Source organism: Sphingomonas arantia (assembly GCF_042682045.1).
Classification (GTDB): domain Bacteria; phylum Pseudomonadota; class Alphaproteobacteria; order Sphingomonadales; family Sphingomonadaceae; genus Sphingomonas_R; species Sphingomonas_R arantia.
The window spans coordinates 449,316-469,240 of sequence record NZ_JBHUGS010000005.1; the positions used below are offsets into that span (position 1 = coordinate 449,316).

The window sequence follows — 19,925 nt, forward strand, 5'->3', positions numbered from 1 at the left end:
GGCATGAAGGGGACACGCGTGACGGATCGCAGCAGAATGGCCGAGCCGGCAGACGGTACGCCCTCGGAGTCGCTCGGCGACGTATCGCCCGAGTCGCCGGAGGCGCGCGCGCGTCGTCGGCACCGCGTCGGGCGTCAGGTCGACAAGGTCCGGCCCGGGACCTACCCGTTCGAGGTGCTGAAGCGCGTCGGCATCGGCGTCTATTCCGACGGTTTCATCCATGCCGGCAACATCGCCTATCTGGCGCTGCTGACGCTGTTCCCGTTCTTCATCGTGGCGCTGGCGATCGCGTCGATCCTGGGGCGCAGCGATGACGGCCTGCGTACCGTCAATTCCTTCCTCGAAACGCTGCCGAACGGCGTGGCCGACCTGCTCCGCGATCCGATCCTGCAGGTGTTGAAGGCGCGCACCGGCTCGCTCCTTTGGCTCGGCGCTCTCGTCGGGCTCTGGACCGTCGGGTCGTTCATCGAAACGATCCGCGACATCCTGCGCCGCGCCTACGGCACCACCTCCAGTCAGCCTTTCTGGCATTACCGGCTGGGGTCGGTCGCGATCATCGTCGTGTCGGTCATACTCGCGCTCATCTCGTTCGTGGCGCAGGGCGTGCTGACCGCGGCGGAACAGATCATCTACCGCCTGCTCCCATGGGCGCAGGACATTGCCGGCTGGATCGGGCTGTCGCGTCTGGTGCCCGCCGCCCTCATGTTCAGCGCGCTCTATCTGCTGTTCCTCACGCTGACCCCGTCCAAATATCGCTACGGCAACTGTCCGAAATGGCCGGGTGCGCTGCTCGTGACGGTCTGGTGGCTCGGCACCACCGCGCTGCTGCCGATGCTGCTTGCCCAGCTTGGCGGGTACGAACCGACCTATGGCGGGCTTGCCGGCACGATCGTCGCGCTGTTCTTCTTCTGGACGGTCGGGCTCGGGATCGTGGTCGGTGCCCATTTGAATGCGGCACTGGCGGAAACGGTCGTCCCGGATATAGAGGACCCGGCCGTCAGTACGTGACGACGAAGGAGTGACGATGCCCGGATTGATGGACGGTAAGCGCGGTTTGATCATGGGCCTGGCGAATGAGCGGTCGCTGGCCTGGGGCATCGCCAAGGCGCTTCGCGCGCAGGGTGCCGAACTCGCCTTCACCTACCAGGGCGACTCCCTGCTGCGCCGCGTCCGCCCGCTGGCCGAGGAGGTCGGGTCCGACTTCCTCGTCGACTGCGACGTGTCCGACATGACGGCACTCGACAAGAGCTTCGCCGAAATCGCCGAACGCTGGCCGACGATCGACTTCCTCGTCCACGCGATCGGCTTCTCCGACAAGAACGAACTGCGCGGGCTCTATGTCGACACCAGCCTCGACAATTTCCTGATGACGATGAACATCTCGGCCTATTCGTTCGTCGCCGTCACCCGCGCGGCGCGCGCGATGATGCCGAACGGCGGCTCGATCCTGACGCTCAGCTACTACGGCGCCGAAAAGGTCGTGCCGCACTATAACGTCATGGGCGTTGCCAAGGCCGCGTTGGAGGCCAGCGTGAAATATCTCGCGATGGACCTCGGTCCCGAGAACATCCGCGTCAACGCCATCTCCGCCGGCCCGATCAAGACGCTCGCCGCCAGCGGCATCGGCGATTTCCGCTACATCCTGAAATGGAACGAGGTGAACGCCCCGCTCCGCCGCAACGTGACGATCGACGACGTCGGCGGCGCGGGGGTCTACCTCCTGTCCGACCTCGCCTCCGGCGTGACCGGCGAGATCCACCATGTCGACGCGGGCTACAACGTGATCGGCATGAAAGCCGAAGACGCCCCGGACATCGCGCTGGCGTGACCAAACTCCCTCTCCCCACCGGGGAGAGGGCCGGGGAGAGGGGGCGACGGGGAGGCCCCACGAAATGGTTGCGGCCCGACGCACCAGTTGCTCCCCTCTGCCCAGAAAGAAGGGGCTAACATGAGCTTCAACACGTTCGGTCGCATGTTCCGCTACACCAGCTGGGGCGAGAGCCACGGCCCGGCGCTCGGCGCGGTCGTCGACGGGTGCCCGCCCGGCATCGCCCTGTCCGAGGCGGACATCCAGCCCTGGCTCGACAAGCGCCGCCCCGGCACGTCGCGCTTCACCACGCAGCGCCGCGAACCCGACATCGTCCGCATCCTGTCCGGCGTGTTCGAAGGGCGCACCACCGGCACGCCGATCAGCCTGATGATCGAGAATGTCGACCAGCGATCGAAGGACTATGCCAACGTCGCCGTCGCCTACCGCCCCGGCCATGCCGACTATGCCTATGACGCGAAATACGGCTTCCGCGATCCGCGCGGCGGCGGGAGGTCGTCCGCGCGTGAGACCGCCGCACGGGTCGCCGCCGCCGCCGTCGCACGCGGCGTCATTCCAGAGGTCCGGATCCGCGCCTATTTGACCGAGATCGGCGGCGACGTCATCGACCGCGCCGCACATGACGATGCGGAGATCGACCGCAATCCCTTCTTCTGCCCCGATCCCGCCGCCGCCGCGCGCTGGGAGGGGCTGGTCGACGCCGCGCGCAAGGCCGGCTCCTCGCTCGGCGCCGTCGTCGAGTGCGTCGCCGAAGGTGTCCCGGCGGGCTGGGGGGCGCCGCTCTATGCCAAGCTCGACGGCGACCTGGCCGGCGCGATGATGAGCATCAACGCGGTCAAGGGCGTTGAGATCGGCGACGGGTTCGCCGCGGCCCGGCTGGCGGGCGAGGGCAATGCCGACGCGATGCGCCCCGGCCCGGACGGCCGCCCGCTGTTCCTGGCGAACCACGCCGGCGGCATCGCGGGCGGCATCGCGACCGGGCAGCCGGTGATCGTCCGCGTCGCGCTCAAACCCACCTCGTCGATCCTGACCCCGGTCGAGACGATCGACCGCACCGGTGCCGCGGCGGAGATCGCGACCAAGGGCCGTCACGACCCCTGCGTCGGCATCCGCGCCGCACCAGTGGTCGAGGCGATGATGGCGCTGGTTCTGGCCGACCACAAACTGCTGCATCGCGGCCAGATCGGCTAAAAGCACGCCTTTCGGTCAGCTTTTATTCAGTATCGCGCCGAACGGAGCCTCCCGGCGCGGTGAAGGGAGCGTCTTCCGATGTGTTCGGGCGTTGATCGCAAATAACACAGGAAAGGATGTCTCATGAAGAACCGTCACCTGATGGGCGCATTGATTGCCTTCGCACCGGTCGTCGCCTTCGCACAGGCAGGCATGACCCCGCCGGTCGGCAACGCGTCGGAAAGCAGCACGATGAACACCCCCGCGTCCGAGCCGATGATGGACAACGCGGCGGGCGTCTCCGACCCGGCCACGACCACCAACTCGGTCGCGACCACCACACCGGATCCGATGGCCCCGACGACGACGCCGGACCCGACGAAGCCCAAGCCAACGCCACGCGGCTGACGCTTGAAACGATAAATGAAAAAGGGCGGCCCGCGGGTCGCCCTTTTTTGTTACCGGCGCCGCCCGATCAGCGTGCCGGCGGTGTTCGTCACGCGATGGAACGTGAAGTCCGGCCACTCGCGCTTCCAGCGCCGCGCCACCAGCCTCTCGCCCGGCCGCGCCGCATCGTCGAGCAGGACGGTCCCGCCGCTCGGGATCCGGTCAAACAACGTCGCCGCCGCCCCGCGCACCATCGGATGCAGGAACCATGGCGGCCCGTCGACGATCAGCAGGTCGATCCGATCCGGCAGCGGGACCGGCGCATACCACGCCCCCGGCCAGCCATTCTCCTGATAATCGAGCGGTGCCGCGCGCACCTCGGCCTCCAGCCCGCGGGCATGGACCATCTCGCGCGTCGCATCGGCGAACGGTTCGCTCCCGTCGATGCTGACCAGCCGCCCGCCGCCGATCTTCTCCAGGCAATGCGCAGCGACCAGCGTGCTCGTCCCGCCGCCGAGTTCGACCACCGTCTTCGGCCGCCGTTCCAGGATTTCCGTCGCAATGATGTTCAGGAAATCGGCATCCGCACGCCAACTGCCCAGATCGGGCAGCGCGTCGTCGTCCAGCCCGGTGCGCGCGAGCAGCGCCGCGCGCGCCATCGGGCCGCCATCGCCCAGGCTCTTCAGCAGCCACGGCCAGCCGACCGCACCGGCCGCACCCACCGCGATCCACTCGTTCAGCATGCGCATGCCGGACCTTAGACGATCGGCATCCGCCAACGGTCTCGTGCGGGCGCGTTCCTGGGGAAAGGAAATGGGAGCCTCCGTGATCGCTCGCGTATCGTGGACCGATGCGTCGGGCGCGGCCGTTCGTCAATGACGTTGCGCGCCGCTCGGGCCGGACCGCCGCGTTTCAGTCACCAGCCGCCGTCACGCGACCTGCAGCGCCGCCTCGGTCTCCGCGATCCAGCCGCCGCCCAGCACGCGCTCGCCGGCGTAGAAGACCGCCGCCTGCCCCGGCGACACGCCATATTCCGGCGTCGCGAACCGCACCCGGTCGCCGTCCAGCCATGCCGGCACGGGCTTGGCCATCGACCGGACCTTGGCCATCAGCGGCCCGGCATGATCGCCGCCGATCCAGTTCATGTCCTCGACCCGCGCCGCCGCCACCGCGAGCGCCGCGCGCGGCCCCGCCACCACGCGCCGCGCCTCCGGCTCGACCCGCACGACATAGAGCGGATAGGGACTGCCGCCGATCTCCAAGCCCTTGCGCTGCCCGACCGTAAAATGCGCGATCCCGCGGTGTCGCCCCAGCACCCGCCCGTCCAGGTCGACGATATCGCCCGGCTCGGCCGTCTCGGGGCGCAGCCGCTTCACGATCCCGGCATAGTCGCCGTCCGGCACGAAACAGATGTCCTGGCTGTCGGGCTTCATCGCCACCGCCAGGCCGTTGTCCGCCGCTATCGCGCGCACCTGCGCCTTCGGCATCCCGCCCAGCGGAAAGCGCAGATAGTCGAGCTGCGCATGCGTCGTCGCGAACAGGAAATAGCTCTGGTCGCGCGCCGGGTCGATCGCGCGATGCAGCTCGGCCTGGCCGCCTGCGCCCACCACGCGCTGCACATAATGCCCCGTCGCCAGGCAATCCGCGCCCAGTTCGCGCGCGATGCCGAACAGGTCGGTGAACTTCACCCCCTGGTTGCACCGCACGCACGGGATCGGCGTGCGGCCGCGCGCATATTCGTCGGCGAAATCGGCGATCACGCCGTCGCGAAACCGGCTTTCATAATCGAACACATAATGCGCGATGCCCAGCCGGTCCGCCACCGCGCGCGCATCGCGGATGTCCTGCCCCGCGCAGCACGCGCCGGCCCGTTTCACGGCCGCACCATGATCGTACAGTTGCAGCGTCACGCCGATCGTCTCTGCGCCGCTCGCCTTGGCCAATGCGGCCACCACCGAGCTGTCGACGCCGCCCGACATCGCCACCACGATCCGCCTGCCGCGCAGGTCGTCGCCCAGTTGAAATTCTCCGTCCATTCGCACGCCTTACCGCATTTTGTGTGCGATCGGGACCCCGGCCTTTACTTCCCTTAAACCATAGTCGGTCTATCAAAGGGTTCGGCAGCGACCATATGAGCAGCTTATGGATCTTGGGTTTCACCGGCGCAATCGCGCCCGCCTGCGCGAAGACGGCGCGCTCGACTACCACGCCGTGGTGGCCGGGCTTGCGGCGGCGCAGGCGCGGGGTGTCACCGCGATGGCGGCGGAACGGATCGCGCATGCGACCACCGCCTTCCCCGGTCGCGATGCCGCGCTGGTGGTGCTGATGCTGTGCGAACCCGGTTGGGTGCGCGCGGCGGCGGCGCTGGGTGGCAGTTTCGACGCTGCGCTGTCGCTGAAGTTTCCGCCGCTCAAACCCTGAGCAAAACTGACCGGCGCCTTTACCTTCCCGTTTCAACGTTCCTTATATTTCCATGCTTTACACCGGCGTTAGCAAGAGTGAGGCCTTCCCCGACTGGCCCAGCCTGAGGTAGTTATGATCGAGAACCAGAAAATCAGACCGGCTCAGGTCATCGGCCCGCTCGGCGAACCGCTGACCGTCGACAGCCTGCCGCCGCCGCAGACGACTCGCTGGGTCGTGCGCCGCAAGGCGGAGGTGGTCGCGGCCGTCAGTGGCGGGCTGCTGTCGGTCGACGAGGTCTGCGATCGCTACGGCCTCAGCCTGGAGGAATTCGCCAGCTGGCAGCGCGCGGTCGACCGGTCCGGCATGCCCGGCCTGCGCGTGACGCGGATCCAGCACTACAAGTCGCTCTACGATCGCAAGACGAAATATTAACCTCCGCCCGCCATGGTCACGTCGAGCCGCCGACGTGGCGGGCCATAGGGTTTCCTCAGTTCGCAAGGTGCGTAAAGCGCCGCGATTCCCCCGAACCGACACCTCGACCCCGCCGCCCCACCCGGGCGGCGGGGTTTTTCTTGTGCCCGCCCGCAACCCGCGACATGACGGGCCATGCGCCCGCGATCCCCCGCCCGTCTCCTGACGATCCCGCTCCTGCTCGCCCCCGCGATGCTGTCCGCGCAGGGGCTCGCCCCCGGCCGCTGGGACGTGAAGTCGACCGGCGTCGAACTGGTCATCCCCGGCGTGCCCGCCTTCATGGTCCGCATGATGCAGGGCAAGTCGAAGACCGAGAACAAGTGCGTCCTGCCCGCCGAGGCGAAGGCCGGCGTCGCCACGCTCATGCTGCCCAAACCCGCTGCGAAATGCAGCGTCGAGCGCGCCGTCGTCGCGAACGGCCGCATCGACCATCTCATGCTCTGCCCGCAAAAGGATGGCGGGGCACCGATGCGGATCACCCGCGTCGGCACCTACACGCCGGCCGGCTTCGCGCTGCGCATGACGATGACCGGCACGACGCCGAAGGGACCGCTCCGCATCGTCGCGGACCAGGTCGCCACCCATGCCGGACCGAAATGCAAATGACCGACCTGCCGTTCGACCTGCCCGCCTACCTCTCGCGCATCGGCCTGTCGGAGGCCCCCGAGCCCGACGCGGAGGGCCTCGCCACGATCCAGCGCGCGCAACGCATGACGATCCCGTTCGAAAATCTCGACGTCCGGCTCGGCCGCGGCGTCTCGGTCGCTCCGCAAGCGATCTTCGCGAAGCTCGTCGGCACGCGGCGCGGCGGCTATTGCTTCGAACATAACCAGCTGTTCGCCGCGGCGCTGACCGCGCTCGGCTTCGTCGTCCGCCCGTTGCTCGCGCGCGTCTGGCTCGGCGTGCCGGACGATGCGACCGGTGACGCGGTCCCGGCGCGCACGCACCAGCTGTTGCTCGTCGAACTGCCCGACGGACCGTGGATCGCGGACGCCGGGTTCGGCGGCGCCTACACCCCGCCGATGCCGCTGCGCGACGACGCCACTGCCACCAGCCCGGACGGCGCGCTCCACCGGCTCCATGCCGATGCGGTCCATGGCTGGATCACGACGCGCGACGGTGATCTCCACGCCACCGATGCGCGCGGCGTGGCGCAGCCCGGCGGCGGCCCCATCCGCCAGTACAGCTTCACCGAAGACGCCGTCTGGCCGGCCGACATCGCGCAGTGCAACCACCACATCGCGACAGTGCCGAACCACCGTTTCACCACCGTGGCGATCGTCAGCATCGTCCTGCCACGCGGCTTCGCCACCCTCACCGACCGCCACTACCGCCGCCGCAACGGCACGGAGGCGGTCACCACCGACATCACCGACCCGCGCGTCTACCGCATGCGGCTCAGCCTGGTCTTCGGCATCGACCTGACCGCGGAAGAGGTGGCTGCGCTCGAGCTGTTCTAGACCGCAACTCTCGCCGGCCGAGACTGCCGCAACCGGTTCTAAGATAACTCGAATCGGTTCCAACCACCGCTTGCCGACAACCGTGCCCCATGCGACCCTCCGGGCAAATGGGGGAGAGCATCATGGTCTACCAGTCGGTTATCGCCGTTGCCGCGGGCATGGCGCTTCTCGCGGCCGCCCCTCCCCCGCCACCCCCCGCACGATCGTCGGCCGACGATTCGCCCGTCCGCTGCCGCACCGGGGACGACGGCGAAGCGATCGTGAAGACGAACGGCTTCACGCGCCGATCGCGCTCGGGCGCCGTCATGAACGCCCTACCATCGCTCAGCAGCGTCGCGCCCTCACCCATCGCACCACCGCCCGCCCCCGCGCCGCTTCCGCCGGAGCCCTCAGCCATGGGTGCCGGCGTACCGTCCATTGTCCGAACGCCTGTCGTCACACCTCCTGGACAGCCGCCCTACGGAGCGGCCGGCAATACCGAACGCTATGCCGAGCAGGCCGTCGCGTCGATCAAGGACAGCGCCACCACCCCGGTCTCCACCTTCTCGGTCGATGTCGATACCGGTGCCTATGCCAATGTCCGCCGCTTCCTGAACAAAGGCGAACCGGTTCCGGCGGCGGCGGTCCGGACCGAGGAGATGATCAACTATTTCCGCTACGACTATCCGCGCCCGACCGACCGGCGCCAGCCGTTCAGTGTCACCACCGACGTGGCGCGCACCCCCTGGAACCCGAACACCCGCCTGCTGCGCGTCGGGTTGCGCGCGGACGCCGTCGCCACGGCCGCACGCCCGGCCGCCAACATCGTCTTCCTCGTCGATACGTCGGGGTCGATGAACTCGCCCGACAAGCTGCCGTTGGTAAAGGGTGCGCTGCGTGGGTTGGCCAAGCGGCTGCGCGCCGACGACCGCGTGGCGATCGTCGCCTATGCGGGCAGCGCGGGCGTGGTGCTGGAGCCGACGTCGCAGACGCGTTACATCGACGCCGCGCTCGACTGTCTCGATGCGGGCGGGTCGACCGCCGGCGGTGAGGGCATCGAACTGGCCTATTCGCTTGCCCGCGCGCATTTCCGTCGCGGCGAGGTCAACCGCATCTTCCTGGCGACCGATGGCGACTTCAACGTCGGTATCCGGGATAATGCCACGCTCGAGGCATTGGTGAAGCGCAACCGCGACACCGGCATCACGCTCACCACGCTGGGGTTCGGCACCGGCAACTATAACGAGGCGATGATGGAGCGGATCGCCGACGTCGGCAACGGCAACTACGCTTATATCGACAGCGCGCGGGAGGCGGACAAGGTGCTCGGCGACGAGCTGTCCGCCACGCTGGTGACGGTCGCGCAGGACGTGAAGGTGCAGGTCGAATTCAATCCGGCGCAGGTCAGCCAGTACCGGCTGATCGGGTACGAGAACCGGGCGCTCCGCGAAGAGGACTTCACCAACGATGCGGTCGATGCGGGCGACATCGGCGCCGGACACCAGGTGACCGCACTCTACGAGATCGTGCCCGCCGGGGCCCAGGGCTGGACGCCGTCGCGCCGCTACCCGGCGAACCGGACAGCCCCCGCCGCGGGCGGATCCGAGGCCTGCGAGGTCCGGCTGCGCTACAAGCTGCCCGGCGAAACCACCTCCCGCGCGCTGTCACGCGTCGTGCCCGCCACCGCGTTGCGTACGGCACGCGCCCCGACCGGCGACATGGCGTTCGTCGCGGCGGTCGCGGCCTATGGCCAAGGACTGCGCGGCGACACCTATCTTGGGCGCTTCAGCATGGCCGACGTCACCCGGCTCGCCGGCCCGCAACGCGATCCCGCGCGTCAGGAGTTCATCACGCTCGCCGGCCTCGCCGGACAGGCGAAGGACTGACGCCGGCCGGGTCGAGCTTTACTCGACCTCCCACGGCACCCCCGCGTCGGTCACCCGGAACCGCGCCTGTTCGGCGGGGGTCAGCGCAGCGACCAGCGCCAGGGGCGGCGCGTCGATCGCCTCGTCGGTCAGCTGGAACGTGCCCCAATGCACGCCCAAAGCGTGACGCGCGCCAAGCGTCCGGAACACCGCCGCCGCCTCGGCCGGGTTCATGTGTGCGTCCGCCATAAGGCCGCGCGGTTCGTAGGCACCGATCGGGATGATCGCCAGCCGCACCGGCCCGCGCGCCGCCGCATCGCGCGCCCAGCTGCCGTCGCCATAGCCCGTGTCGCCCGCGAAGAAGATGTTGCCGCCCGGCAGCCGAACGGTGAAGCCCGACCACAGCGCCCGGTTACGGTCCGCGCCGAACCGCGAACCCCAATGCTGGACGCGTTCGACCACCACCGACACCTCCGGCGTCACCGCCACGCTACCGCCCCAGTCGCGCGCGACCGCAGTGATCCCCGCCTTGCGCAGGATCGTGTCGTTGCCGAGCGACGTCACGATTAACGGCTTGTCACGCGCCCACAGCGCCTTCAGCGTCGTCAGGTCCATATGATCGTAATGATTGTGGCTGAGCAGCACGACGTCGATCTTGGGCAGCGCGTCGAACGCGATCCCCGGCGCGCGCACCCGCTTCGGCCCCGCGAACCCGACCGGTGAGGCACGCTCGGACCAGATCGGGTCGGTCAGGATCGCCAGCCGCTGCGTCTGGATCAGCGCGGTCGAATGACCGATCCAGGTCACCGCCATCCGCTGCGGATCGATCGTGTCGGCCGGCATGCACTGCGCCCAGCCCTCATGCACCACACCGCCGGTCCGCGCCGGGCACGGCGTCAGCGCGGCGAGCGCACCGCCCGGCTTCACCGCGACCGACTTCGGCCACGGCGTCCGATCGCGCCCGCTCATGAACCGCGCCATCGATCCGGACCGCGGCGCATTGCCCGTCGTGCCCGGCGGATTGAAGAAGCGTTCGCCATCGAAATGGTCGCTCACCGGCCCACGATAATAGACCCGGTCCAGGAACCGCGGCACGATCACCACCGCCAGGCAGAGAGCGACCACGACGAACAGCAATCCCGCCCCAACTCTCCTGCCGATCCGCCGCATATGTCCATCCTCATACTCCCGTCAGCCCCGAACGCCCCGCCGCCGGGTCGGGTCCGCACCGCCTGCCGCACCGACAGCCGTTCCCGGAACGCCATGCCGCAAAATGGTTCGCAACCGCCGTCACTTGCCCTAGGCGAACGGAACCAGCCGGAGGATATCGCCGCATGACCGCCCTCGCCACCCTGCTTCGCACCACGACCCTGTTCGCGCTCGCCGTCCCCGGCCTCGCCGGCGCGCAGGGCCTGCCGATCCCGTTCGTGCCGCATGTCTATGCGGGCGTGGAGGCGGGCCGCGGCACGCGCGGCACCACCGACTATGCCGGCTCCGGTCGCCTCGGCGACGACGAGAAGTCGCTCGATTACGGCGCGTTCGCCGGGGTCGAGCTGCCCTCGCTGCCGTTCGGCTACCTCGCGGTCGAGGGGAATGTCGGCAAGTCGGATGCGAAGACCCGCGCTACCTCCGGCACCGGCGCGGCCGCGATCCTGACGCAGGGCGACGCGGACACCAACTGGTCCGCCACCGCGCGCGCCGGCATCAACGCGATCCCCGGCCTCGCCGCCTACGGCATCGCGGGCTATGGCGCGGAGAAAGTCGACGTCACCACCACCAACATCGCGACCGGCCTCGTCACCGGCGAGGACCGCCGTTCGCTCGACGGCCTGATCTACGGTCTCGGCGCCCGCTACACCTTCGGCCGCTTCCTCGGCGCCCGCATCGAATATCGCCGCATGGCCACCGAAGGCCGCTACGATCCCGAGCGGGTGATGGGCGGGGTTTACTTCCGGTTGTAGTGCGGGACGCCGGTCACCCCCGACCGGCGCTCAAACCCCCTCCAACGCCTTCATCCGCGCGATCTTCTCGCGCCACACCAGCGGCGCGGTGTGGTGCACGCTCACCCCCTCCGCATCGACCGCCACGGTCACCGGCATGTCGCGCACCTCGAATTCGTAGATCGCCTCCATCCCGAGATCCGCGAACCCGACGACCTTCGCGCCCTTGATCGCGCGCGCCACCAGATAGGCCGCACCGCCCACCGCCATCAGATAGGCGGACTTCCGCTCGCGGATCACCTCGATCGCCGCAACGCCGCGCTCCGCCTTGCCGATCATGGCGAGCAGCCCCTGGTCGAGCATCATCGCGGTGAACTTGTCCATCCGCGTCGCGGTCGTGGGGCCGGCCGGGCCCACCACCTCGCCCGCGATCGGATCGACCGGCCCGACATAGTAGATCACGCGGCCGGCGAACTCGACGGGAAGTGGCTCGCCCTTGGCCAGCATGTCCTGGATCCGCTTGTGCGCCGCGTCGCGCCCGGTCAGCATCTTGCCGTTCAGCAGCAGCCGGTCGCCCGGCTTCCACGTCGCCACCACCGCGGGGGTCAGCGTATCGAGGTCGACGCGGATCGACTCCTTGGACGGCGTCCATTCCACCTTCGGCCAGTCGTCCAGGTTCGGCGTCTCCAGATACACCGGCCCCGCGCCGGTCAGCGTGAAATGCGCGTGGCGCGTCGCCGCACAGTTCGGGATCATCGCGACCGGCTTCGATGCCGCATGCGTCGGCCAGCTCTCGATCTTCACGTCCAGGATGGTCGACAGCCCGCCCAGCCCCTGCGCGCCGATGCCCAGCGCGTTGACCTTGTCGAAGATCTCGATCCGCATCGCCTCGGTCTCGTTCTGCGCCCCGCGCAGCTTCAGCGTCGCCATGTCGATGTCGCCCATCAGCGATTCCTTCGCCAGCGTCATCGCCTTTTCCGCGGTCCCGCCGATGCCGATCCCCAGCATCCCCGGCGGGCACCAGCCCGCCCCCATCTTCGGGATCATCTCCAGCACCCAGTCGACGATGCTGTCCGACGGGTTCAGCATCGCGAACTTGCTCTTGTTCTCCGAACCGCCGCCCTTGGCCGCCACCGTGACCTCGACGGTCGCACCCGGCACCATCTCCACGTTCACGACCGACGGCGTATTGTCCTTGGTGTTCTTCCGCGAGAATGCCGGGTCCGCCACGATCGAGGCGCGCAGCCGGTTCTCGGGGTGGAGGTAGGCGCGTCGCACGCCCTCGTCGATCACCGCCTGCAACGACGACGCGCTCTCCAGCCGGCAATCCTGCCCCCATTTGACGAACACCGTGACGATGCCCGTGTCCTGGCAGATCGGGCGATGCCCCTCCGCGCACATCCGCGAATTGGTCAGGATCTGCGCGATCGCATCCTTGGCGGCCGGCCCCTGCTCGGCCTCATACGCATCGCCCAGCGCGCGGATATAATCCATCGGGTGGTAGTAGCTGATATATTGCAGCGCATCGGCCACGCTCTCGATCAGGTCGGCTTCGCGGATGGTGATCATGTGCGGCTCTCTCGGCTGGTCGGCGGTTCCCCCGCTCCTACGCCGCCGCGCCGAACGAGGGCAAGTATCGGACGCGCGCGGGCCGGTTCAGAGCATCGTCCAGCGTCGCTCCACCAGATCGAACTGCGCCGACGTCCCGACCATGACGGTCCGCTTATCCCACGTCACCGGCCCGGAATCGCTCAGCTCGAACACCGGGCTCTCGCTCAGCGCCTCGCCCCCTGCCAGCTTGGTGATCCGCACGAAGCCCGGCCATGCATCATATCGCAACGGATGCTGCCAGACCTGCCACCGCCGGGCTTCATAGGTCTCCGCGCGCAAAAGACCGTCGGGGGACACGTCATAGCCGACCAGCCGCGTCCCTCCTTCCAGATACATCCCCAGCGGCCCCGCGATCGCCATCCCGAGCAGGAACGCCGCCAACATCCGCCACCCACTTCGACCGCCCTCGCGCATCTCCGACCCTCCCAAACCAGCGGCACCCGACGGTGTCCGGATAACGGACGCCGCCCATCCCTGTCACCCCGACGCCACACCGCATAGACCATCGTCGCGGACCGCTTGTCGACGCCGCCGCGCAACCCGCGCAAAACCGCCAATGCGACGAACCGTTGATCACTGGCGCAAAATTCCGCTTGGGGTTGGACCCGGTTTGAGCCACTATCTGTTGTGTGGCTGACGGGGTGCGGACACCAGAGAGAGCATATTCGCGAAACCACGGTTTCCCGCCGAATATGCCCTTCGACCATCCCGCAGATGGTCCGGACGGGGATTTGATCCCCCCGGACGCATGAAATCGACTAGGCTCCGGGGCACTCCCCCGAGTCGAACATAATAAGAACGGGGCGAGCGAGACCATGGACCTTTCCGGCGGCGAGACGAGCATGACCGATACCCTCTTCGAAACCACGACCGCGGAACCGCAGGTCGTGAAACCGCCGGAAGGCAGCACGTCGTCGCAACAGGGCGCGCGGCCGCAGCTTTATGCGATTGACGTCGACCATAGCCGCGACGCGCTGCTGACCGATTTCGGCAAAGATACGCTCAAGGACCGCTACCTTCTGCCCGGCGAAAGCTACCAGGATCTGTTCGTCCGCGTCGCCTCCGCCTATGCCGACGATCAGCCGCACGCCCAGCGGCTCTACGACTATATCTCGCGCCTGTGGTTCATGCCGTCGACGCCCGTGCTGTCGAACGGCGGCACCGGCCGCGGCCTGCCGATCTCCTGCTACCTGAACTCGGTCCCCGACAGCCTCGAGGGCATCGTCGAGACGTGGAACGAGAATGTCTGGCTCGCCTCGCGCGGCGGCGGCATCGGCACCTATTGGGGTAATGTCCGCGGCATCGGCGAACCGGTCGGCCTGAACGGCAAGACCAGCGGCATCATCCCGTTCGTGCGCGTCATGGATTCGCTCACGCTCGCGATCAGCCAGGGCTCGCTGCGCCGCGGGTCGGCCGCCTGCTATCTCGACGTCAGCCATCCGGAGATCGAGGAATTTCTCGAAATCCGCAAACCCTCGGGCGATTTCAACCGCAAGGCGCTCAACCTGCACCACGGTGTGCTGCTGACCGACGCATTCATGGAGGCGGTCCGGTCGGGCTCCAGCTTCGACCTCGTCAGCCCGAAGGACGGCAGCAAGCGCGCCGAGGTCGACGCCCGCTCGCTGTTCCAGAAGCTCGTCGAAACGCGGCTCCAGACCGGCGAGCCCTATATCGTGTTCGCCGACACGGTGAACCGCGCGATGCCCAAGTTCCAGCGCGACGTCGGGCTGAAGGTTTCGACCTCCAACCTCTGTTCGGAAATCACGCTGCCCACCGGGCGCGACCAGTTCGGCCGCGATCGCACCGCGGTCTGCTGCCTCTCCTCGCTCAACCTGGAAAAGTGGGACGAATGGAACGGCGACAAGCGGTTCGTGGAGGACGTGCTGCGCTTCCTCGACAACGTGCTGCAGGACTATATCGACCGCGCCGAGCCCGAGATGGAGCGTGCGCGCTACTCCGCGGAGCGTGAGCGCTCGGTCGGCCTCGGCGTCATGGGCTTCCACAGCTTCCTCCAGGCGCGCGGCGTGCCGTTCGAAGGCGCGACGGCGAAGAGCTGGAACATGCGGATGTTCAAGCAGATCAGCCAGCAGGCCGACGAGGCATCGATGCAGCTCGCGGTCGAACGCGGCCCCTGCCCCGATGCCGCCGACCAGGGCGTGATGGCGCGTTTCTCCTGCAAGATGGCGATCGCGCCCACCGCGTCGATCAGCATCATCTGCGGCGGCACCAGCGCCTGCATCGAACCGATCCCGGCCAACATCTACACGCACAAGACGTTGTCGGGCTCCTGGTCGATCAAGAACCCGTATCTGGAAAAGCTGCTCGCCACCAAGTCGAAGAACAGCGACGCGGTGTGGAACAGCATCCTGGAGCTGGGCGGCTCGGTCCAGCATCTCGATTTCCTCACGCCTGAGGAAAAGGACACGTTCAAGACCAGCTTCGAGATCGACCAGCGCTGGCTGCTCGAACTTGCCGCGGACCGGACGCCCTATATCGACCAGGCGACCAGCCTGAACCTGTTCATCCCGGCCGACGTGGAGAAATGGGACCTGCTCATGCTCCACTTCCGCGCCTGGGAACTGGGCATCAAGTCGCTCTATTATCTTCGTTCCAAGAGCATCCAGCGTGCCGGTTTCGCCGGTGGGGTGGAAGCCGACAACAGCATCGACCTTCGCCAGATCGAACTGGACGCCAAGGACTATGACGAGTGCCTCGCCTGCCAGTGAGTTGAGCTTGTTCTAGCCCGTCCGTCCGCACATCAGAAAGAACCACCATGTCCCTCCTTTCCGCCTCCCGCGTCTACAAGCCGTTCGAGTACCCCTGGGCGTTCGATTTCTGGAAGCGCCAGCAGCAGCTCCACTGGCTGCCCGAAGAAGTGCCGCTCGGCGAGGATTGCCGCGACTGGGCGCAAAAGCTCAGCGACCATGAGCGCAACCTGCTGACGCAGATCTTCCGCTTCTTCACGCAGGCCGACATCGAGGTGCAGGATTGCTACCACGAGAAGTATGGCCGCGTGTTCAAGCCGACCGAGATCAAGATGATGCTGACCGCGTTCAGCAACATGGAGACGGTCCACATCGCCGCCTACAGCCATCTGCTCGACACGATCGGCATGCCGGAGAGCGATTATAACGCCTTCCTCCAGTATAAGGAGATGAAGGACAAGGTCGACTATCTCGACACGTTCGGCGTCGACAGCGACGAGGATATCGCCCGCACGCTCGCGATGTTCGGCGGCTTCACCGAGGGGCTCCAGCTGTTCGCGTCGTTCGCGATGCTGATGAACTTCCCGCGCTTCAACAAGATGAAGGGCATGGGCCAGATCGTGACCTGGTCGGTCCGCGACGAAAGCCTGCACTGCGAAGGCATCATCAAGCTGTTCCACGCCTTCTGCCACGAACGCCAGTGCCTGACGCCGGCGGTCCGCGACGACATCATGGACATGTGCCAGAAGACCGTCCGGATCGAGGACGCGTTCATCGACCTCGTCTTCGAAATGGGCCCGGTCGAGGGGATGAAGGCCAAGGATATCAAGAAGTATATCCGCTACATCGCCGACTGGCGGCTGGGGCAGCTCGGCATGAAGCCGATCTACCTGATCGAGGAGCATCCCCTCCCCTGGCTCGCTCCGCTGCTGAACGGTGTCGAGCACGCGAACTTCTTCGAAGCGCGCGCGACGGAATATTCCAAGGCCGCCACCCGCGGCCAGTGGAACGACGTGTGGGACTCGTTCGACCGCCGCAAGGTCGCCGGTGCCGCAGCGCCGGTCGCGAACGAGGACATCGCGGTCGCCGACATGTTCGGCCACGCCGGCATCGCTGCCGAGTAAGGCCTGGTCGCCCTCTCTTGTCGGAGGGGGCGACAACAAACCCCGCGGCGCGACGGACCCTCGCTGCCGGCCGCTCGTTCCTATGTTCGACTCCGCACCTTGGCGGACCATGAACAAAGGACTTTCACATGGCAGACAAGACCCTCGGCAAGAGCATGGCGAAATCGGCAGCACTCGGCGCAGTGATCGCGATCCCAGTGCCGTTCATCGGCCCGATCCTTGGTGCCGCAGCGGGTGCGGGCTACGCTTACTACAAGGCCAAGAAGCGCGGCTACTGATCTCTTGACGCGGACACGGCGCGCAGTGATCCTGCCGCCGTGTTCCTGCCCTATCTTCTTCTGATCCAGCAGGCGTTTGGCCCGCCAGTACCCGCGGCGTTACGTGCGCCTGCGCCTCGGTCCGCCTCGCCAGCCTGCGCGGTGACGCCTTCGGCTACGGACATCACGGTTTGCGCGCGGCGTGGGCCGGACCAGCGATTGTCATCGCTTCCCGAACAGCCTTTGGAACCGCCGGCAAATCCCACGACGTTTCGTCTTCCCGGCGGCGGTAGCGGTTCCGTCAACGCGGCGCAGAGCAACGTCAACGGCTTCACCGGGCAGGCCGCCAAACTCACGCTCCGCATCCCGTTCGGCAAGGGCAAGCGCGATTGAGCTTGCGCTGGAGAAATACCCCGCCGCCGCAAACGGGACCAGACTCCCTCCCCCCTCCGGGGGGGTGGGGAGAGGGGCATGCTGGAAAAGGCCTAGCCAGGAACGGAACCAAAAAAGAGGCCGTGGGCAAAGCCCACGTCGTCGGCCGGGCTCGGCGCCCGCCGGCCGGGCTTCGCGCACTCTTGCCTAAGCTACGCTTAGGCGCGGGCGCTCAGCCTTCATCCCCCATCCGCAGCGCCGCAATAAACGCCTCCTGCGGGATCGACACATTGCCGTACTCCCGCATCCGCTTCTTGCCTTCCTTCTGCTTCTCCAGCAGCTTCTTCTTCCGGCTCGCATCGCCGCCGTAGCATTTTGCGGTCACGTCCTTGCGCAGCGCCGCAATCGTCTCGCGTGCGATCACCTTGCCGCCAATCGCCGCCTGGATCGGCACCTTGAACATGTGGCGGGGGATCAGGTCCTTCAGCCGCTCGACCATGTGGCGGCCGCGCGTTTCCGCCGCGGACCGGTGGACGATCATCGACAGCGCATCGACCGGTTCGTTGTTCACCAGCACGTTCATCTTGACGAGGTCGCCCTCGCGGTAGCCAATCTGGTGATAGTCGAACGAGGCATAGCCGCGACTGATGCTCTTCAGCCGGTCGTAGAAGTCGAACACGACCTCGTTCAACGGCAGCTCGTACGTCAGCTGCGCGCGGCCCGAGACGTAGGTCAGGTTCTTCTGGATCCCGCGCCGGTCCTGACACAGCTTCAGAATCGACCCGAGATGCTCGTCGGGAACGTAGATCGTCGCTTCGATCCACGGCTCCTCGATCGTGTCGATCTTCATCGGATCGGGCATGTCGGCCGGGTTGTGCAGCTCGGTCATCCCCTCGCCGTGCGCCAGGTTGATATGGTAGACGACCGACGGCGCGGTGGTGATCAGGTCGAGGTCGTACTCGCGCGTCAGCCGCTCCTGGATGATCTCCAGATGCAGCAGCCCCAGAAACCCGCAGCGGAAGCCGAAGCCCAGCGCCGCCGACGTCTCCATCTCGAACGAGAAGGACGCATCGTTCAGCCGCAGCTTGTACAGGCTGTCGCGCAGCTTCTCGAAATCGTTCGCGTCGATCGGGAACAGCCCGCAGAACACCACCGGCTGAACCAGCTTGAAGCCCGGCAGCGCCTCCGCCGTCGGCCGTTTCGCATCGGTGATCGTATCGCCGACCGCGGTCTGCGCCACTTCCTTGATCTGTGCGGTGATGAAGCCGATCTCGCCGGGTCCCAGGTCCGCCAGCACGTCGATCTTCGGACGGAACGCGCCGACCCGGTCGACCAGGTGGACGGTGCCCGCCTCCATGAACTTGATCTGCTGGCCCTTCTTCAGGACCCCGTCGATCACCCGGACTAGGATGACGACGCCGAGATACGGATCGTACCAGCTGTCGACCAGCATCGCCTTCAGCGGAGCGGCGGCATCGCCCTTCGGCGGCGGGATGTGCGCGACGATCGCTTCCAGGATCTCGTCGATGCCGATCCCCGCCTTTGCCGACGCCAGCACGGCGTGCTCGGTCGACAGGCCGATCAGGTCCTCGATCTCCGCCTTCACCTTTTCGGGCTCCGCGGCGGGCAGGTCGATCTTGTTGATGACCGGGATGATCTCGTGATCATGTTCGATCGACTGGTACACATTAGCCAGCGTCTGCGCCTCGACGCCCTGCGCGGCGTCGACGACCAGCAACGCGCCCTCGCACGCCGCCAGCGACCGGCTCACCTCATAGGCGAAATCCACGTGGCCCGGCGTATCCATCAGGTTCAGGACATACGCCTTGCCGTCCTTGGCGGTGTAATCGAGCCGCACGGTCTGCGCCTTGATCGTGATCCCGCGCTCCTTCTCGATCTCCATATTGTCGAGCACCTGCGCGGTCATCTCGCGGTCCTGCAGGCCGCCCGTGCGCTGGATCAACCGGTCGGCCAGCGTCGACTTGCCATGGTCGATATGCGCGATGATCGAAAAATTGCGGATCGAGGAAAGTGGGGTCACGCGGGGCCGATCTTGGGCGGGAGTATTGGGTTTCCGCCGCGATAGCAGGTGGGCGCGCGGGGGGCAAAGGCTTGGGGATGCGCGCGTCGCGGGGTGGGACAAGAAAGCCCTCTCCCCCGCGGGGAGAGGGTTGGGAGAGGGGATGTGGCTTGGGGTAACGCCGGGCCCACAAAGAACCCCTCCCGACCATTCCCCGGCCGGAACCGAGAGAAGGAAGGAAGGGGTCCCGGGCAAAGCCCGTGCCGTCGGTCGGGCTAAAGCCCGCCGGCCGCGCTTCGCGCTCTCAGGGTCAGGCTAGGCCTGACCCAGTGG

At 67.2% G+C, this 19,925-nt stretch carries 20 protein-coding genes; 14 read left to right on the top strand and 6 right to left on the bottom strand.

Annotated elements, in window-relative coordinates; all coding sequences use genetic code 11:
* Window positions 1–36: 36 nt before the first annotated feature.
* The 4 genes from ACFSGX_RS17185 (at window position 37) to ACFSGX_RS17200 (ending at window position 3,406) form a co-directional block, all read left to right on the top strand.
* On the top strand, window positions 37–1,008 hold the full coding sequence (locus ACFSGX_RS17185; RefSeq protein ID WP_380931522.1) for a YihY/virulence factor BrkB family protein: 972 nt from the start codon (window positions 37–39) through the stop codon (window positions 1,006–1,008).
* A gap of 16 nt (window positions 1,009–1,024) precedes the next feature.
* On the top strand, window positions 1,025–1,828 hold the full coding sequence (gene fabI, locus ACFSGX_RS17190; protein WP_380931523.1) for an enoyl-ACP reductase FabI: 804 nt from the start codon (window positions 1,025–1,027) through the stop codon (window positions 1,826–1,828).
* A 120-nt stretch (window positions 1,829–1,948) separates the two neighbouring features.
* Window positions 1,949–3,019, top strand: a complete 1,071-nt coding sequence (aroC, locus tag ACFSGX_RS17195; RefSeq protein ID WP_380931524.1) for a chorismate synthase — start codon at window positions 1,949–1,951, stop codon at window positions 3,017–3,019.
* Window positions 3,020–3,142: 123 nt separating this feature from the next.
* Window positions 3,143–3,406 (top strand): hypothetical protein, encoded by a 264-nt coding sequence (locus tag ACFSGX_RS17200; RefSeq protein ID WP_380931525.1) that lies wholly within the window; start codon window positions 3,143–3,145, stop codon window positions 3,404–3,406.
* Between the two features lie 50 nt (window positions 3,407–3,456).
* On the opposite strand, the gene ACFSGX_RS17205 is transcribed toward ACFSGX_RS17200, so the two are convergent.
* Window positions 3,457–4,134, bottom strand: coding sequence for a class I SAM-dependent methyltransferase (locus ACFSGX_RS17205; protein WP_380931526.1), 678 nt, complete (start codon window positions 4,132–4,134; stop codon window positions 3,457–3,459).
* A gap of 180 nt (window positions 4,135–4,314) precedes the next feature.
* Window positions 4,315–5,421 (bottom strand): tRNA 2-thiouridine(34) synthase MnmA, encoded by a 1,107-nt coding sequence (gene mnmA / locus ACFSGX_RS17210; RefSeq protein WP_380931527.1) that lies wholly within the window; start codon window positions 5,419–5,421, stop codon window positions 4,315–4,317.
* A gap of 106 nt (window positions 5,422–5,527) precedes the next feature.
* On the opposite strand from mnmA, the gene ACFSGX_RS17215 reads away from it, so the two are divergent.
* From ACFSGX_RS17215 to ACFSGX_RS17235, 5 genes are all read left to right on the top strand, one after another.
* On the top strand, window positions 5,528–5,806 hold the full coding sequence (locus ACFSGX_RS17215) for a hypothetical protein (protein ID WP_157176078.1): 279 nt from the start codon (window positions 5,528–5,530) through the stop codon (window positions 5,804–5,806).
* 114 nt (window positions 5,807–5,920) lie between these two features.
* Complete coding sequence (sciP, locus tag ACFSGX_RS17220; RefSeq protein WP_157176079.1) at window positions 5,921–6,220, top strand: CtrA inhibitor SciP; 300 nt, start codon at window positions 5,921–5,923, stop codon at window positions 6,218–6,220.
* Window positions 6,221–6,394: 174 nt separating this feature from the next.
* Window positions 6,395–6,865 carry a DUF3617 domain-containing protein gene (locus ACFSGX_RS17225; protein ID WP_380931528.1) on the top strand — a complete coding sequence of 157 codons (471 nt, stop codon included), beginning with the start codon at window positions 6,395–6,397 and terminating at the stop codon, window positions 6,863–6,865.
* Complete coding sequence (locus tag ACFSGX_RS17230) at window positions 6,862–7,719, top strand: arylamine N-acetyltransferase family protein (protein ID WP_380931529.1); 858 nt, start codon at window positions 6,862–6,864, stop codon at window positions 7,717–7,719. The genes ACFSGX_RS17225 and ACFSGX_RS17230 overlap by 4 nt, the downstream gene beginning before the upstream one ends.
* A 122-nt stretch (window positions 7,720–7,841) precedes the next feature.
* The gene (locus tag ACFSGX_RS17235; RefSeq protein WP_380931530.1) at window positions 7,842–9,584 is read left to right on the top strand and encodes a vWA domain-containing protein; all 1,743 of its coding nucleotides are present in this window, start codon (window positions 7,842–7,844) and stop codon (window positions 9,582–9,584) included.
* 18 nt (window positions 9,585–9,602) lie between these two features.
* Here the strand turns inward: ACFSGX_RS17235 and ACFSGX_RS17240 are convergent, their stop codons facing one another.
* Entirely contained in the window at window positions 9,603–10,733 is a 1,131-nt protein-coding gene (locus ACFSGX_RS17240; RefSeq protein ID WP_380931531.1) for an MBL fold metallo-hydrolase, read from the bottom strand.
* 164 nt (window positions 10,734–10,897) lie between these two features.
* On the opposite strand from ACFSGX_RS17240, the gene ACFSGX_RS17245 reads away from it, so the two are divergent.
* Window positions 10,898–11,524, top strand: coding sequence for an outer membrane protein (locus tag ACFSGX_RS17245; protein ID WP_380931532.1), 627 nt, complete (start codon window positions 10,898–10,900; stop codon window positions 11,522–11,524).
* A gap of 30 nt (window positions 11,525–11,554) precedes the next feature.
* Here ACFSGX_RS17245 and ACFSGX_RS17250 read toward each other — a convergent pair whose 3' ends face one another.
* Together ACFSGX_RS17250 and ACFSGX_RS17255 are read right to left on the bottom strand one after the other, a co-directional pair.
* Window positions 11,555–13,072, bottom strand: a complete 1,518-nt coding sequence (locus ACFSGX_RS17250; protein WP_380931533.1) for a fumarate hydratase — start codon at window positions 13,070–13,072, stop codon at window positions 11,555–11,557.
* A gap of 87 nt (window positions 13,073–13,159) precedes the next feature.
* Window positions 13,160–13,528, bottom strand: a complete 369-nt coding sequence (locus tag ACFSGX_RS17255; RefSeq protein ID WP_380931534.1) for a hypothetical protein — start codon at window positions 13,526–13,528, stop codon at window positions 13,160–13,162.
* Window positions 13,529–13,956: 428 nt separating this feature from the next.
* Between ACFSGX_RS17255 and ACFSGX_RS17260 the strand changes: the two genes are divergently transcribed.
* From ACFSGX_RS17260 to ACFSGX_RS17275, 4 genes are all read left to right on the top strand, one after another.
* Window positions 13,957–15,840, top strand: a complete 1,884-nt coding sequence (locus tag ACFSGX_RS17260; RefSeq protein WP_380931535.1) for a ribonucleoside-diphosphate reductase subunit alpha — start codon at window positions 13,957–13,959, stop codon at window positions 15,838–15,840.
* A gap of 47 nt (window positions 15,841–15,887) precedes the next feature.
* The gene (locus ACFSGX_RS17265) at window positions 15,888–16,943 is read left to right on the top strand and encodes a ribonucleotide-diphosphate reductase subunit beta (protein WP_157176085.1); all 1,056 of its coding nucleotides are present in this window, start codon (window positions 15,888–15,890) and stop codon (window positions 16,941–16,943) included.
* A 128-nt stretch (window positions 16,944–17,071) separates the two neighbouring features.
* On the top strand, window positions 17,072–17,221 hold the full coding sequence (locus ACFSGX_RS17270) for a hypothetical protein (protein ID WP_184075218.1): 150 nt from the start codon (window positions 17,072–17,074) through the stop codon (window positions 17,219–17,221).
* A 39-nt stretch (window positions 17,222–17,260) separates the two neighbouring features.
* Window positions 17,261–17,593, top strand: coding sequence for a hypothetical protein (locus ACFSGX_RS17275; RefSeq protein WP_380931536.1), 333 nt, complete (start codon window positions 17,261–17,263; stop codon window positions 17,591–17,593).
* Between the two features lie 211 nt (window positions 17,594–17,804).
* Here the strand turns inward: ACFSGX_RS17275 and lepA are convergent, their stop codons facing one another.
* Entirely contained in the window at window positions 17,805–19,613 is a 1,809-nt protein-coding gene (lepA, locus tag ACFSGX_RS17280) for a translation elongation factor 4 (protein ID WP_380931537.1), read from the bottom strand.
* Between the last annotated feature and the right edge of the window lie 312 nt (window positions 19,614–19,925).

Coding starts and splice junctions, on each gene's coding strand:
- ACFSGX_RS17185 (WP_380931522.1), top strand. CDS start 37: ATGGCCGAGCCGGCAGACGGTACGCCCTCGGAGTCGCTCGGCGACGTA.
- fabI (WP_380931523.1), top strand. CDS start 1,025: ATGCCCGGATTGATGGACGGTAAGCGCGGTTTGATCATGGGCCTGGCG.
- aroC (WP_380931524.1), top strand. CDS start 1,949: ATGAGCTTCAACACGTTCGGTCGCATGTTCCGCTACACCAGCTGGGGC.
- ACFSGX_RS17200 (WP_380931525.1), top strand. CDS start 3,143: ATGAAGAACCGTCACCTGATGGGCGCATTGATTGCCTTCGCACCGGTC.
- ACFSGX_RS17205 (WP_380931526.1), bottom strand. CDS start 4,134: ATGCGCATGCTGAACGAGTGGATCGCGGTGGGTGCGGCCGGTGCGGTC.
- mnmA (WP_380931527.1), bottom strand. CDS start 5,421: ATGGACGGAGAATTTCAACTGGGCGACGACCTGCGCGGCAGGCGGATC.
- ACFSGX_RS17215 (WP_157176078.1), top strand. CDS start 5,528: ATGGATCTTGGGTTTCACCGGCGCAATCGCGCCCGCCTGCGCGAAGAC.
- sciP (WP_157176079.1), top strand. CDS start 5,921: ATGATCGAGAACCAGAAAATCAGACCGGCTCAGGTCATCGGCCCGCTC.
- ACFSGX_RS17225 (WP_380931528.1), top strand. CDS start 6,395: ATGCGCCCGCGATCCCCCGCCCGTCTCCTGACGATCCCGCTCCTGCTC.
- ACFSGX_RS17230 (WP_380931529.1), top strand. CDS start 6,862: ATGACCGACCTGCCGTTCGACCTGCCCGCCTACCTCTCGCGCATCGGC.
- ACFSGX_RS17235 (WP_380931530.1), top strand. CDS start 7,842: ATGGTCTACCAGTCGGTTATCGCCGTTGCCGCGGGCATGGCGCTTCTC.
- ACFSGX_RS17240 (WP_380931531.1), bottom strand. CDS start 10,733: ATGCGGCGGATCGGCAGGAGAGTTGGGGCGGGATTGCTGTTCGTCGTG.
- ACFSGX_RS17245 (WP_380931532.1), top strand. CDS start 10,898: ATGACCGCCCTCGCCACCCTGCTTCGCACCACGACCCTGTTCGCGCTC.
- ACFSGX_RS17250 (WP_380931533.1), bottom strand. CDS start 13,072: ATGATCACCATCCGCGAAGCCGACCTGATCGAGAGCGTGGCCGATGCG.
- ACFSGX_RS17255 (WP_380931534.1), bottom strand. CDS start 13,528: ATGCGCGAGGGCGGTCGAAGTGGGTGGCGGATGTTGGCGGCGTTCCTG.
- ACFSGX_RS17260 (WP_380931535.1), top strand. CDS start 13,957: ATGACCGATACCCTCTTCGAAACCACGACCGCGGAACCGCAGGTCGTG.
- ACFSGX_RS17265 (WP_157176085.1), top strand. CDS start 15,888: ATGTCCCTCCTTTCCGCCTCCCGCGTCTACAAGCCGTTCGAGTACCCC.
- ACFSGX_RS17270 (WP_184075218.1), top strand. CDS start 17,072: ATGGCAGACAAGACCCTCGGCAAGAGCATGGCGAAATCGGCAGCACTC.